This is a genomic window from Amycolatopsis viridis, assembly GCF_011758765.1.
Lineage (GTDB): Bacteria > Actinomycetota > Actinomycetes > Mycobacteriales > Pseudonocardiaceae > Amycolatopsis_E > Amycolatopsis_E viridis.
Genome location: NZ_JAANOU010000001.1, coordinates 4,831,646 through 4,845,474, shown reverse-complemented (window position 1 = coordinate 4,845,474; position 13,829 = coordinate 4,831,646). Strand labels below are relative to the sequence as shown.

Here is a 13,829-nt window from a genome sequence, read left to right as displayed (position 1 = left end):
TGGGCTCGGCCGTTCCGGTCTTCGGTCTCGGTCGGGACAGGGGAGGCGATGCCGTCGGCAACCGCTGTGAGTCATGTGGGTGCGGCGCTGGTCGCGCTGCTTTTCGCCCGATCATGTTCACCCGGTCGCGCGATGGAGTTCGCGGCGCGCGCACGACGTCGTGGCAAACTCGCCCGCTGCCCGCTGCCCGCTGCCCGCTGCCCGCTGCCCGCTGCCCGCTGCCCGCTGCCCGCTGCCCGCCGCCCGCCGCGGGCCACGCGTCCACCTGAGGCCGGGCGCAACTCTCCGGCAGGGAACGCGAGGCCAGCTCCGCGAAGCCATCCGGCATGGGAGCTCTCGTTTTCGGCGGCGGGACCGACTGCGCGGGAGTCACGGCGAGGTACCCGCGGTAGGTGTTGAATGGCCGGTATGGGCGCACACACGCACGACGACATCGATTGGGCCGAGCGAATTCCGGCCTTACGCCGTGCCGATGACCTCCATGCACCGGTGTACGCGGAGGTCGCCGCCCGCCTGATCGGGCAGCTCGGTGATCAGCCGGTCGTCGTCGATGCCGGCAGCGGAGCCGGCGGGATGAGTGCGGCGTTCGCCGCCGAGCTCACCCGCCGCGGTGGCGGAACGCTCGTTCTTGTCGACGCAGTACCCGCTTTGCTCGACGTCGCCGAGACCGTCGCCGAGGCGGCCGTCGAACGTGTCCGAGCGAATCTGGATTTGTCGACGTCGTCGAACAACTCGCCAGGGACATCCCCAGACGGTCGGGCCAGGACTGTTCCGGACGTAGCCGGCCGGGAACGAGCTGAGACCGAGCAAGCACGAGCAGAGCTTGACGGCGCCGCCGTGGCGGCGACTGTCGGGCGTGCTCACCCCGGGGTCGACGCTGTCTCCGCTGCCGCGCTCACCGGGCAGGTTCGGATCGAGCGCGTGCACGCGGATGTCGCGTCCACCGGCCTCGGTCAGCTCGTCCCGGCCGCGGATCTGGTCTGGGCCGCCGCTATGGTGCATCACCTCCCTGATCAACAAGCCGGGGTGTCCGGCCTCGTCACCGGGCTCAAACCGGGTGGCATGCTCGCCCTCGCCGAGGGCAGCCCACCCACCTACTGCCTGCCCTGGGATCTCGGGATCGGAGAACCGGGGCTCGAGCGTCGCCTGTTGGCGGCTCATGATCGCTGGTTCGGGCAAATGCGTGCCGGCATGCCGGGTGCGGTCGGAATGCCGTATGGCTGGAACATCGCCCTGGCCAAGGCGGGGCTGGAACGTGTCGGCTCGTTCAGCCACCTCATCGACCGGCCGGCGCCGCCGGACGAGAATGTCCGGGAGTACGTGCTCGAACACATCGAAGGGCTCGGTTCGGGCGGCGACGAACTCGTGACACAGGAAGATCGGGACACCCTGCGTCGTCTGTTGGACCGCGCCGGCCCGCATTACCTGGGCAAGCGGGACGATCTCTACGTGCTCGGTACGCAGACGGTCCATTTCGGATTCCGGCCATGAGCGAATCCGTGATCTGCTCGCGATGCGGCGTTCCACGCAACGCCGATGTGGACCCCCTCGATGCCCTCGCCTGGGTCAGTGACCGGGACGGAGGTGCCCTGCGCTGGCTTTGCCCGCGTTGCGCACGTGAGCACGTGCGGGACATCGAGGGAAAGCTGCCGTCGGAGTACTGGTGATCGTCGCTCACACCGCCACCTCCCGCAGTGCCTGGACCCGCGGCCTCCGGCGGTGAGCCGCCGCTCCGAAGGCGCTCGTGAGCTCACGGGCCACCGCCGTCGCATCTCCGCGTAGCCGATGGGCAGGGGTGCGGACAAGAACCACGCCTGCCCCGGTGAGCGGCAGGTGGCTCGCGACGGACTGGTCCGAACGAGGCGCGGCCTGATCGAGGAGCCAGCCCATCGCAACTTCGTCCCACCACGCGTCGACCACGCCCAACCGTCCTCCCGACGAGTCGCACACAGTCACGTTCCAGATCGGTGGTGGCAGCGGTACGCCACCGAGCAGTTCCCGTGCCACACCTTGCTGATAGGTGTCGCGGAGGGAGCCGAGGGTGTGCAGTGTCCGGCGTACGGCTGACGATCCTCGTTGGTTGCCGGCGTCGAGCTCGTTGCGCAACTGCTCCGCGGTGCACAGGCCGTAGTAGACCGGCAGGGTGAGCAGGCGCCGCAACCTGTCCGGATCCGTTTCGTGACGAGCCAGGTCGATGGTGGCCCGGGCGGGCGGCGCGAACGGAATGCCGTCCACGACGACCGGGTCGGGCACGCGTGAAGTGCGGTCGAGCCAGGTGAACTCGTGTGAGGTGAGGCGCCTCCCGATCGGGATCAGCACGTGGACGCGCCGGGACGGTGACAGCGGAATTCCCTGTGCCTGCAAGGCGTCCGTGCCGCTGACGACAGCATCCGGACCGGCGTGGTAGACGGCTGCGCGCAACTGTTGATCCCGGCTCGGCTCTCGATTGCTGAGCAGGATCACTCCCGGCAGAAGACGCCGCCAGGGACCGCCGGGCCGGCACCGGGACGAGATGGCATGTTGGCTCAGCCCCGCCCGGCGCAGGTGGGTGCTGGTGGTGACTCCATCCCGGTGCGCCGGTTCTCCCGGTGCGGGAGCACTGATGGTTTCGGTCATGACCACAGCCTGACGCGGGGCGGTACTCCCCGGAAGTCACCGCGTAAATCTGTGGACAACTTGGTGGTGTGATTGGCGGTCTCGTGCGGTTTTTGCCGAAATTGTGGACAACTACCCGCGTGCAGCCCAGCTTTGATTGCGTCGTCCAATCTTTCCGGCATGCTTGCAGTTGGCGGTGACGGCAAGTGCGGGCGTGAACAGCCGGACGGCGGAATCGAAAGGAGGAGCGACTTCTGGCGAAGCTGCGCGATGTGTGAGCGGGTGGCAGCGGTGGGGTAGCGAGTGATAAGGAGGTGCTCATGAGGTAGAAAGCGCCGGTCTGGCTGGCCGGATGGTGTGGCGGCGCACGGGCAAGGCGGCGGACAAGGAACGACAGGGCTTGCGACCGTGCGGAGACCCCGATGCCGGTGACCGGCGGAGTGGATGGGTTGCCGGCCTAATCGGCGAACCCCGGTTGCCACCGTTCCACGATCCCGCGGGCAGGAATCTCGGCGTCGAGCTGGCAGAGGATTCCCGTTGAACCGGCGGTCACGCGGTGGATCAGGAGATACTCCGGCGGCAGGTTCAACGACCGGCCGGTGCGGAAATCGCGGCCCCGGGTGTCGCCGACGCGCATCGCTTGGCGTTGCATCCAGCGACGCGTGAAGTGGAAGCGTTCGGTCGCGAGTGGCTCGGTGAACGGTGCCAGGTAGGAGAGCACGTCGTCGGCGTCGAGTTCGGTGCCGGGACGGATGAAGCCGGACGAGCGCAGCAGCTGCATGAGGTCGTCCGAGCGGTGGTCGAGAGCGAGGCGGGTCATCTCGCCCAGCTGACGGGGGATGCCGTGCGGCAGGCGGGCCACGGCTCCGAAGTCGATCACGGCCAGGCGGCCGTCGTCGAGCAGCATGAAGTTGCCGGGGTGCGGGTCCGAGTGCAGGAGCTTCGCCCGCGCCGGTGAGGAGAAGTGGAACTCGGCCAGCAGCGTGCCGACCTGGTTGCGGGTTTCGGTGTCGGCCCCGGCGATGATCTTGGCGAGGGGCGTGCCGTCGATCCACTCGGTGACGAGCACCTTCGGGGCGCTGGCGACGACCTTCGGCACCAGGACGTTCTCGTCGCCGTCGAAGGCCTTCGCGAACTCGCGCTGGCTGTCGGCCTCGCCGCGGTAGTCGAGTTCCTCGTCCATGCGCGCGGACAGCTCGGCCAGCAGTGGCTTGACCTCCGTTCCCGGCAGCAACGCCTGGAACAGCCTGCTGAACCGCTGCAACTGCCGCAGGTCACTGCGCAGCGCCTCGTCGGCGCCGGGGTACTGCACCTTCACCGCGACGACGCGCCCGTCATGCCACACCGCGCGGTGCACCTGGCCGATGCTGGCCGCAGCGGCGGGTACCTCGTCGAACTCCCGGAACCGCGTCTCCCACGACCGGCCCAGCTGCTCGGCCAGCACTCGTCGCGTCTGGCGTGCGGGCATCGGTGGCGCGGCCGCCTGGAGCCGGGTCAGCGCGTCCCGGTACGGGGCGGCGAACTCGTCCGGCACTGCCGCCTCGAACACGCTCAACGTCTGGCCGAACTTCATCGCGCCACCCTTGAGCGTGCCCAGGACCTCGAACAGCTGCTCCGCCGCCTTCGCGGACAGGTTCGCGTTGACTTCCTCCGCGCTCTGACCGGTCAGCCGGCGTCCCCAGCCGCCCACCGCCCGGCCCGCGATGCCCAGGGGCAGACTCGCGAGCTTGGCAGCGCGGGCGGCGGTGCGGCGGGGGATCCCGGGATCGGCACGGTCGTCGGTCGCTTCGGGGAAGTCGGTCACTCCTTCGATTCTGCCTTGTCGACCATGTTCTCCGCAGCCATCGGCGTGGCAGCGGCACTGACCTGCGGCTCCGGGCGGGCACCGCAGGTGCACACCGGGTTCGGCGACCACGGGCGGTGATAGATCGTGTTCTCGTAGGGGTCGACTTCCATGGTCGTGTTCCAGCCCGGCGGCACCCCGTCGGCCGGCCCCAGCGCCCGCAGCACCTGGCCGGTCGCCAGAGCCGCCGTGGCCTGGACGGTCACCAGGTCCGCCGGCTGGGTCCGGCCGGCCAGCTGGCCGGCGACGACCGGCCAGCGATCGTCCATCGACCGGCGGACCAGGTCCGCGCAGCCCAGGCAACTGCTCCTGCCCGGATGGACGAGCGGCCCGACGATCCCGATGCCCTCGCGGACCCGGACGGCCAGGTGCGGCACCTTCTCGTGCATCAGCTGGCGGACCACTTCGGGCGCGGGGACCACGGCATCGGCGAGCACCGCCAGCTCCGGCAACCGGCCGTCGCGCAGGCGCCGGGTGACGGTCGCCGGGTTCGCCCGCCGGATCGCGTCGGCGGCAGCCGCGGCCCGGGTCCGGCCGATGTCGGAGTCCGTGTAGCCGCTGCCGGTGTCGTGCTCGGTCACGGTGCCGTCGGCCTCGACGCGGACCTGTCCGACCCCCGCCGACGCCAGCAGCACCGCCATCGCGACGGTGAGCCTCCCGGAGCCGAACAGGACGACGGCGCTGTGCCGGCGTCGCGCCACTGTCTCGCCGTGCCCCTGCCGCGCGGACAGCGACCACAACCCCGCTTCGTTGACGGTGCGGCTGTAGGCGGACGGCGGCCACGCCTCCTCGACCAGCCCGAGCCGCGTCAGCCGGGTCAGCAGGTCGCGGAGCAGCTCGACGTGATCGCTGTCGACGAGCGCGAGCAGGCTCTCCAGCCGGAGGTTGCCGTCCAGGTGGTGCAGCGCGCGCACCACGTCCGGTGGCAGGCCCTTGCCGAGCACCGCATGGCGCGGGTCGAGCCCGATCTGCAGCTCGCCCGGACCGCGGTCGAAGACCTCGAGACCAGGCCGCAACCAGGGGCGTTCGGGCAGGAAGACCGGGCGTTGACTGTTCATGGTGTCCGTCATGGAGCACAGGGTGAGGGACCGTCGCTAAGTTTTCGCTAAGTGAGTCCCCGAGTTATCCACAGGCGAGCCGAGTTGTGGATAACTCGGGCCTCCGGGAAGCTGACCCTCCCAGGTTGTCGGTCCCTGGCTTTACCGTGGACGAGTGGCGAACGCACGGGTGCCTTCTCTGAGGAACCGGGACAACACCGGGCAGTCATCAAACCCGCAGCTCAAGGTGGAAGTACGACGGAGTGCACGACGACGGCGAACGGTCAGCGCCTACCGGGACGGGGACACCCTCGTGGTGCTCATCCCGGCGAGCATGAGCCGAGCCGAGGAGAAACACTGGGTGGCCGAGATGGAGCGCAAGCTCCAGCGCACGGAGACCCGGCGCGCGTCACCGGCGCGCGAATCGGACGCGGCGTTGCTCGCGCGCTGTGCGCAGCTGTCGGCGCGGTACCTCGACCGGCAGGCACTGCCGGCGAGTGTCCGCTGGGTGCCGCCGATGCGCACCCGGTGGGCGTCCTGCACCCCTGCGGACCGGACCGTCCGGGTGAGCGATCGGCTGCAGAACGTGCCTGCGTGGGTGCTGGACTACGTGCTGGTGCACGAGTTGGCACACCTGCGGGTGGCGGCCCACAACGCGGAGTTCTGGGAGCTGGTGCGGCGGTACCCGAAGACCGAGCGGGCCATCGGCTACCTCGAGGGGCTCTCCGCGGCGGCGGGATGGGGGATCAGCGAACTGGACGAGGAGTGAGCAGGTCAGGCGGGCCGGATGGGCACTCCGGGAGGCGCGGCGCGCGTGGGGTGGTTGTGCGGTGGGGGCGGCGGCGTTCTCGGAGCGGTGGGGCGGGCGTCCGGGAGCCGTCCGCAGGTGAGGCGGGCGGGGGAGTCTTCCCCGCAGCTGGGGCGGGCCGGAGGAGTTCTCCGAGCCGGTGCGGCGGGCCTGGGTAGATGTGCGGGTGGGCGCGGTAGCGCCTCGGAGCGGTGGTGCGGGCCTCGGGGGCCGGTGCGGGTGGGGCGGCCCGGGGAGCCGTCCACAGGTGAGGGGGCGCGGGGCCGTTTCCGCGGACCTGGAGTGGGCTGGAGGAGTTCGCGCGAAGCGTGCCCGCGGGCGCCCGGCGGTTGGGGGGCGAATGCCGAGGTGAGTGGCGCGATACCGGCCTGGGGAGCCCGGGCTGCTCCGCCGGCCGGAGAGCGGCTGGTGAACGTCCGGGCCCGTGCTGGTTGGTCGGTGCCCGGCCGGTGCTGCACCGCCCGCTGCACAGCCTGCGCGGACCGCTGTACTGGATGTGCGGTAGCCGCGGCGAGGGGCGGGGTAGCGGTAGCTGCGGAAGGGCTCCGCGGAGGCTGCGGGACGGGTTTCGAGGAGGAGCCGCGCGAAGGGTTCACCGTCGGCCTGGTGGCGGCGCGCCTGGCCCGGGGCTGGTGGGCGTCGAGACGGGCGGGCGGACGCCCACCGCTGAGCAGACGGGCGCAGCGGACCGGTGGTTAAGCCGGCGGGCAGTCCCGCACGTCAGGGCCTGAGGCCAGGGACATCGATGGCCTCGGCGAGAAGACCTGGCAGGCGGGAAGACCTGGCAGGCGGGAAGACCTGGCAGGCGGGAAGACCTGGCAGGCGGGAAGACCTGGCAGCCGAAAGACCTGGCAGCCGAAAAGACCTGGCAGGCGGGAAGACCTGGCAGGCGGGAAGACCTGGCAGGCCACCACCGTCCACACGAGCGCGCTCATGTGGACGGTGGAGCCGCGGCGGCGTCAGTGGCCGGAGTCGTCGTCCTCGGGGCCGTCGTCCTTGGCGGCGTCCGGCTTGGTCTCCGGTGTCGTCTCCGGCTCGGCCTTGGCCTCCGGCTTGGTGCGTTCCAGCTCCGCCATCGGGTCCATGTCGTCCAGCTCGCCGGGCTGTCCGAGGCGCTCGGAGAACTCCATGGGATCGTCGAGGTCCTCGGCGTTCGGCATCAGGTCCGGGTGCGACCACAGGCCGTCCCGCTTGTCGACGCCGTGCTGGTCGCCCACGAGCTTCCACAGCGCCGACGCCGCACGCATCCGCCGCGGGCGCAGCTCCAGCCCCACCAGCGTCGCGAACGTCTGCTCGGCCGGGCCGCCCGTCGCGCGGCGCCGGCGCAGCGTCTCGCGAAGCGCGCCGGCTCCCGGGAGACGGTCCCCGACCGCCTCGGCGACCACCACGTCCACCCAGCCCTCCACCAGGGCGAGCAGCGTCTCCAACCGGTTCAGCGCCGCCTGCTGCTCGGGCGTCGTCTGCGGCTCGAGCAGCCCCGACGACAGGGCCTCCTCGATGCTCGCCGGGTTGGACGGGTCCACCTGGCCCGCCAGCTGCTCCAGCGCCGACGTGTCCACCTTGATGCCGCGCGCGAACTCCTCCACCGTCGCCAGCAGCCGCTGCCGCAGCCACGGCACGTGCGAGAACAGACGCTGGTGCGCGGCCTCCCGCGCGGCCAGGAACACGAGCACCTCGCTGCTCGGCAGCTCCAGGCCCTCGGTGAACTTCTCGATGTTCGCGGGCAGCAGCGCCGACGTCCCCTCCGGACCCAGCGGCAGCCCCACCTCCGTCGAAGTCAGCACGTCCGCGGCGAGCTGCGCCAGCGCGTTGCCCAGCTGCGAGCCGAAGGCCATGCCACCCATCTGACCGACCATCGACAGCAGCGGCCCGGCCGCCTGCTTCGCCTCGTCGGGAAGCGCCTCGACCCACGCGCCGGACACCTGCTGGGCCACCGGGTCGCACAGGCGCTGCCACGTCGGCAGCGTCTTGTGCACCCAGTCGCGCGGCGACCACGCCGTGGTCGCCGACGCGCCGGCCGGCAGGATCGTCGCCGCGTCGAGCCACAGCTCCGCGAGGTGACCGGCGTCGCGCACGGCGCTGTCGGCGTCGCCGCTCGAGGCGAAACCCATCGTGCCGCCCGCGCTCCCGCTCAGCTTCTGGAGCGCGATCTGCTTGGCGAGGTCGTAGTTCACCGGACCCGACGAACTGCCTGCCTGGCTCAGCATCTGCCCGAGCTGGCTCAACATCTGGCCGAGCTGGTTGAACGCGTCGGCACCGGACTGCTGGCCGCCCTCCGACGGCCCGTTGTCACCGGGCTTGTCGGGATCCGGGGGCCCGAAGCCGAACGGGAGGTTGCTCATACCCCCACCGTACGCGGCCGGAGCAGCCCCGACCGCGTCAGTGGTGTCCGATTTCGCTCCCCGCGATCATGGCCTGGTGATCGGGCGTCCGGGCCGCTCACCGTACGCTGTGGGCCGTGAGCGAGTCCCGCGACGAAAGCACTGCTCCCGGTGCCGCAACCGGCACCAAACCCGGCGACGGCGACCAGGCCCGCGACGCGCACCGCGCCACGCGGCCGCGTGACCGCGCCGGCCTGACCAGACGTGGCTGGACCGTGGTGGCCAGCGGTGCGCTCATCGTGGTGTTCGGACTCATCGGCGCGTTCGTCCAGGTGCCCTACGTGGCGATCGGCCCCGGCCCCACCTACGACACGCTCGGTCAGGTCAAGGGCGCGCCGGTGGTGGAGATCGACGGGCAGCAGACCTACCCGACCGCGGGCGAGCTGCGCATGACCACGGTGTCGCTCAACGACGAGATCAGCCTCTTCGGCGCCCTCGGGCTGTGGGTCAGCGGCCGGTACGCCCTCGCGCCCCGCGAGGAGTACTTCCGGCCCGGCGAGAGCAACGAGCAGGTCCAGCAGGAAAACGTCCAGCAGTTCCAGGACTCGCAGAGCAACGCCGAGGTCGCCGCGCTGCGCCACCTCGGCTACCCGATCAAGGTGCTCGCCCAGAACATCGTGGAGAACACCCCGGTCAGCCGGGTCCTCGCGCCCGGCGACCGCCTGCTGTCGGTGAACGGCCGGACCATCACCACCGAGGACGACGTCACCGCCGCGGTCGCCGACACCGCTCCCGGCCAGACCGTGCCCATCACGTTCCAGCACGGCACCGAGCCGCCGCGGACCGAGCAGATCACGCTGGCCGCCAACCCGGACCCGAGCAAGAAGCAGGGCTTCATGGGCCTGCAGCCCATCGACCGGGCCGACGTGCCGTTCCAGGTGAAGATCTCGCTGCAGGACGTCGGCGGCCCCTCGGCCGGCCTGATGTTCGCGCTGGCGATCGTCGACCGGCTCACGCCGGGCGACATGGTGGCCGGTGAGCACGTGGCGGGCACCGGCGAGATCAGCGAGAAGGGTGCCGTCCGGCCGATCGGCGGGATCACCTTCAAGCTGGTCGCCGCGCGTGAGGCCGGTGCGACCGTGTTCCTCACGCCCGAGGCCAACTGCGCCGAGGCGGCCGCCGCCGACCCGGACGGGCTCAAGCTGGTCAAGGTGACCAGTCTGGACAGCGCGCTCGCCGCGCTGGACGCGCTCAAGGCCGGGCAGCCGACCCCGTCCTGCTGACCCGCGCCGGAACTGCTCCGGGACCGGGCGTGGCCCGTGGACGGGGCTTCGTCCCGTGACGGGAGCAGCGCTCCTCAGGGGGCCAGCGTGGCGCGGAGCGCGTCCAGGAGGTTCGGCGCCAGGTCCGGGTGCTCGATGACCTGGTCGGCCGGCTCGGCGTCCTCGGTCTTCGCGTAGCCGCGCAGGCGCATGACGCACGCACCGGGTCCGTCCCGCAGCACCGCGGCCACCAGCCGCGCCTCCGTCCTGTCCGGATGGTCCGCCGCGGCCTGGCGCAGCCGGTCCAGGTCGCCGGTGCCGGACAGTTCCGACTCGACGCTCGGCGGCAGCACGACGATCTCCTGGGCCAGCGCGCAGCCCGTCACGGCCTCCGGCCAGGCGATCCGGCCCAGCGCCTCCGCCAGGTCGCCTTCCGGCAGCGGCTCCTGCGCCACCGGCGTCAGCGCGCTCGACGGGTCGAGCTGCCCGGCCAGCTCCGGCTGCTCGCGCAGCAGCGCTGCGGTCGGGACCAACGCGAACAGCTGCGGCGCCTGGTCCCACCCGGCGGCGGCCACGAACTCCTCGACCTCACGTGCGAGCGCGGCGACCGCCGGGCGCGCGGCGGGGTTGCTCTCCGATCCCATCTGCTCATGGTGGCAGGTGACCGCCGGAGGTGTCCGATTCGGGCCGGTCGGGGAACCCGGAGCGGGCCTCCTAGAGTTAGGGGTTCAGGGGTGTCGTGCGTGACCGGTGCCCCGCCAGCGGACCACGACAACAGGAGCGTGCGCAGTGGCCAGTCGGCCCCCAGTGAGCCTGCCGAAGCTGTCCCGTCGCAGCCGGGTACTGCTGATCGTCGCCGCGGTGATCGTTCTGGCGCTGCTACTGGGCGCGCGTCTGCTCGACACCTATGTCGACTGGCTGTGGTTCGGCGAGGTGGGCGCCCGTCAGGTGTTCAACACCGTGGTCGTCACCCGGATCGTGTTGTTCTTCGCGATCGGGCTGCTCGTCGGCGGGTCGCTCGCGCTCAGCCTGTGGATCGCCTACCGCACCCGCCCGGTGTTCGTCCCGGTCTCCGGCGCCGACGACCCGCTGTCGCGCTACCGCTCGGCCGTGGTCGGCCGCATCCGGCTGTTCGGCATCGGCATCCCGCTGGTGACCGGTCTGATCGCGGGGGCGACCGGTGAGGGCGACTGGCAGCGCATCCAGCTGTTCCTGCACGGCACGAGCTTCGGCCAGACCGACCCCGAGTTCGGCAACGACATCGGCTTCTACGCCTTCACACTGCCGTTCTACCAGTGGCTGCTCGGCTGGCTGTTCGTCGCGGTGACCATCTCGTTCGTCGGCGCGCTCATCGCGCAGTACCTCTTCGGCGGGATCCGGCTCGCCGGCCGTGGCGGCCAGCTCGCCGGCTCGGCCCGGGTGCAGCTCGCGGTCACCGCCGGGATTTTCGTGCTGCTGAAGGCGGTCGAATACTTCTTCGACCGGTACAACCTGCTGTTCTCCGACCGCAACGCCCCACTGTTCTACGGCGCCACCTACACCGACCTGAACGCGGTGCTGCCGGCGAAGCTGATCCTGTTGTGCATCTCCGCGATCTGCGCGCTCGCGTTCTTCGCCGGCGCCTTCCTGCGCAACATCCAGCTGCCCGCGATCGCGCTGGTGCTGCTGATCCTGTCCGGCGTCCTGGTCGGGGTCGCCTGGCCGGCGATCCTCGAGCAGTTCTCGGTCAAGCCGAACGCCAACCAGAAGGAAGCGCTTTCCATCAGCCGCAACATGGCGGCGACGAAGACGGCGTTCGGGCTGAACAACGTGCAGTACGAGGACTACCCGGGCACCGGGCAGGCGACCGCCGCGGACATCAGCGCGGACACCACCACCGTGCCCAACATCCGCCTGCTCGACCCCAACGTGCTGTCCCCGACCTTCACCCAGCGCGTGGGCCGTGAGAACTTCTACGGTTTTCCGGCGAAGCTGGACATGGACCGCTACTCGATCGACGGCAAGACCCAGGACTACGTGGTCGCCGCCCGCGAGATCAACACCGCGAACCTCACCGGGAACCAGACCAACTGGATCAACAAGCACATGGTCTACACCCACGGCAACGGCTTCGTGGCGGCTCCGGCCAACACGATCGACCGTGCGGTGAGCGGCGCGAACAGCGACGGCGGCTACCCGATCGCGGTCACCAGCGACACCCAGAACCCGACGGGCGCCGGCATCGACCCGGCCAAACCCACCGCACCCGGCATCGCGGTGCAGCAGCCGCGGATCTACTACGGGGAGTTGACCAACGACTACGCGATCGTCGGCGGCCAGGAGGGCAAGGCTCCCGGCGAGTACGACAGCGCCAGCAGCAGCAACTACCGCTACGACGGCAGCGGTGGCGTCAACCTCGGCAACTGGTTCAACCGGCTGGCCTTCGCGGCGAAGTACGGCGAGCGCAACATCCTCTTCTCCGACGCGATCAGCGACGGCTCGAAGATCATGTACAACCGCGACCCGCGGGACCGCGTCAGCAAGGTCGCACCGTGGCTGACCGTGGACGGCGACCCGTACCCGGCGGTCGTGGACGGCAAGATCGTCTGGATCGTCGACGGCTACACCACTTTGAACAACTACCCCTACTCGGAGCAGACGCAGCTGGGCGCGGCGACGCAGGACACCCTCGCGGGTGTCGCCCGGCAGGCCAACAACAACATCAACTACATCCGGAACTCGGTGAAGGCGACCGTCGACGCGTTCAACGGCTCCGTCACCCTGTATTCGGTGGACGACAAGGACCCGGTCCTCAAGGCGTGGGAGCAGGTCTTCCCCGGTGTGGTCCAGCCGAGCAGCGACATCACGCCGGACCTGCGTGCGCACTTCCGGTACCCCGAGGACCTCTTCAAGGTCCAGCGGGAGCTCCTGACGAAGTACCACGTGACGGATCCGCAGGAGTTCTACACGACCAACACCTTCTGGAACGTGCCGCAGGACCCGACCCAGGAGGGCGGCACCAACGTGGGCGCCTCCGGCCTGGCCAACCAGCCCGGCTACTACGTCCTCGCCCAGGCGCCCGGCCAGGGCGGCACCACGTTCCAGCTGACCAGTCCGCTCACCGCCCTCCAGGTGCAGTACCTGGCCGCCTGGATGACGGTGTCGTCCGATCCGAAGGACTACGGCGCCATCAAGGTGCTCCGGCTGCCGACGACGGCGTCCGGCAACAGTCAGGTCGACGGCCCCGTCCAGGTGCAGAACAGGTTCCAGAGCGACTCGCGGTTCGCCGAGCAGCGCACCCTGTTCAGCAACCAGAGCGTCACGGTGATCTTCGGCAACCTGATCACCCTGCCGGTGGGCGGCGGGTTCCTCTACGTGGAACCCGTCTACATCCAGCAACGCAACCAGAACAGCTATCCGCAGCTGGCGCGTGTGCTCGTGTCCTACGGCTCCAAGGTCGGGTTCGCCCCCACCATCGGTGAGGCGCTCAAGCAGGTGTTCGGCGACCAGGCCGGTCAGGCGGCGACCGCGCCGACCCAGCAGACCCCGACCACCACCCCGTCGCCGAGCACGGCCCCGTCGACGTCGACACCGCCGCCTGCCGCCGGTGGCGCGAGCAGCAACCCGGCCCTGGACCAGGCCGTCGCCGACATCCAGTCGGCCCTCACCCGGCTGCACCAGGCCCAGCAGAACGGCGACTTCGCCGCCCAGGGGCAGGCGCTCGCCGCTCTCGACGCAGCGGCGCGCGCCTACGAGAACGCCAAGGCCGGCCAGACCAGCTCGGCGCCGCCCCAACCGGGTGGCTGACGCGGCCGACCGGGTGCCGGAGCCGCTTCCGGCACCCGGTGTGCACGCCCCCGGCACCACCGCGTAAACTGGTTCTCACAACGCGGGGTGGAGCAGCTCGGTAGCTCGCTGGGCTCATAACCCAGAGGTCGCAGGTTCAAATCCTGTCCCCGCTACCACGTTCAGGCGCGGATCCCG

9 protein-coding genes and 1 tRNA gene are annotated in these 13,829 nt (G+C 70.6%); 5 read left to right on the top strand and 5 right to left on the bottom strand.

What is annotated here, in order from left to right:
• The first annotated feature begins 408 nt into the window (after positions 1-408).
• Positions 409-1,491, top strand: coding sequence for a class I SAM-dependent methyltransferase (locus FHX46_RS24000; RefSeq protein WP_167119256.1), 1,083 nt, complete (start codon positions 409-411; stop codon positions 1,489-1,491).
• 183 nt (positions 1,492-1,674) lie between these two features.
• On the opposite strand, the gene FHX46_RS23990 is transcribed toward FHX46_RS24000, so the two are convergent.
• From FHX46_RS23990 to FHX46_RS23980, 3 genes are all read right to left on the bottom strand, one after another.
• Positions 1,675-2,616: a hypothetical protein gene (locus FHX46_RS23990; RefSeq protein WP_243871335.1), complete on the bottom strand. Its 942-nt coding sequence runs from the start codon at positions 2,614-2,616 to the stop codon at positions 1,675-1,677.
• 436 nt (positions 2,617-3,052) lie between these two features.
• Positions 3,053-4,399, bottom strand: coding sequence for an ABC1 kinase family protein (locus FHX46_RS23985; RefSeq protein ID WP_167119252.1), 1,347 nt, complete (start codon positions 4,397-4,399; stop codon positions 3,053-3,055).
• Entirely contained in the window at positions 4,396-5,508 is a 1,113-nt protein-coding gene (locus FHX46_RS23980) for a TOMM precursor leader peptide-binding protein (RefSeq protein WP_167119249.1), read from the bottom strand. The genes FHX46_RS23985 and FHX46_RS23980 overlap by 4 nt, the downstream gene beginning before the upstream one ends.
• Before the next feature lie 166 nt (positions 5,509-5,674).
• On the opposite strand from FHX46_RS23980, the gene FHX46_RS23975 reads away from it, so the two are divergent.
• A complete protein-coding gene (locus FHX46_RS23975; protein WP_208401677.1) occupies positions 5,675-6,244 on the top strand; it encodes a M48 metallopeptidase family protein in 570 nt (189 codons plus the stop codon).
• A 998-nt stretch (positions 6,245-7,242) separates the two neighbouring features.
• Here the strand turns inward: FHX46_RS23975 and FHX46_RS23970 are convergent.
• Entirely contained in the window at positions 7,243-8,625 is a 1,383-nt protein-coding gene (locus FHX46_RS23970; protein WP_167119245.1) for a zinc-dependent metalloprotease, read from the bottom strand.
• 116 nt (positions 8,626-8,741) lie between these two features.
• On the opposite strand from FHX46_RS23970, the gene FHX46_RS23965 reads away from it, so the two are divergent.
• Positions 8,742-9,887: a YlbL family protein gene (locus FHX46_RS23965; protein WP_167119243.1), complete on the top strand. Its 1,146-nt coding sequence runs from the start codon at positions 8,742-8,744 to the stop codon at positions 9,885-9,887.
• 74 nt (positions 9,888-9,961) lie between these two features.
• Here the strand turns inward: FHX46_RS23965 and FHX46_RS23960 are convergent, their stop codons facing one another.
• Positions 9,962-10,510, bottom strand: a complete 549-nt coding sequence (locus FHX46_RS23960; protein ID WP_167119240.1) for a PPA1309 family protein — start codon at positions 10,508-10,510, stop codon at positions 9,962-9,964.
• Positions 10,511-10,673: 163 nt separating this feature from the next.
• On the opposite strand from FHX46_RS23960, the gene FHX46_RS23955 reads away from it, so the two are divergent.
• Complete coding sequence (locus FHX46_RS23955; RefSeq protein ID WP_313886233.1) at positions 10,674-13,652, top strand: UPF0182 family protein; 2,979 nt, start codon at positions 10,674-10,676, stop codon at positions 13,650-13,652.
• Between the two features lie 81 nt (positions 13,653-13,733).
• Positions 13,734-13,810: transfer RNA gene (locus tag FHX46_RS23950), tRNA-Met, on the top strand.
• The last annotated feature ends 19 nt before the right edge of the window (positions 13,811-13,829 follow it).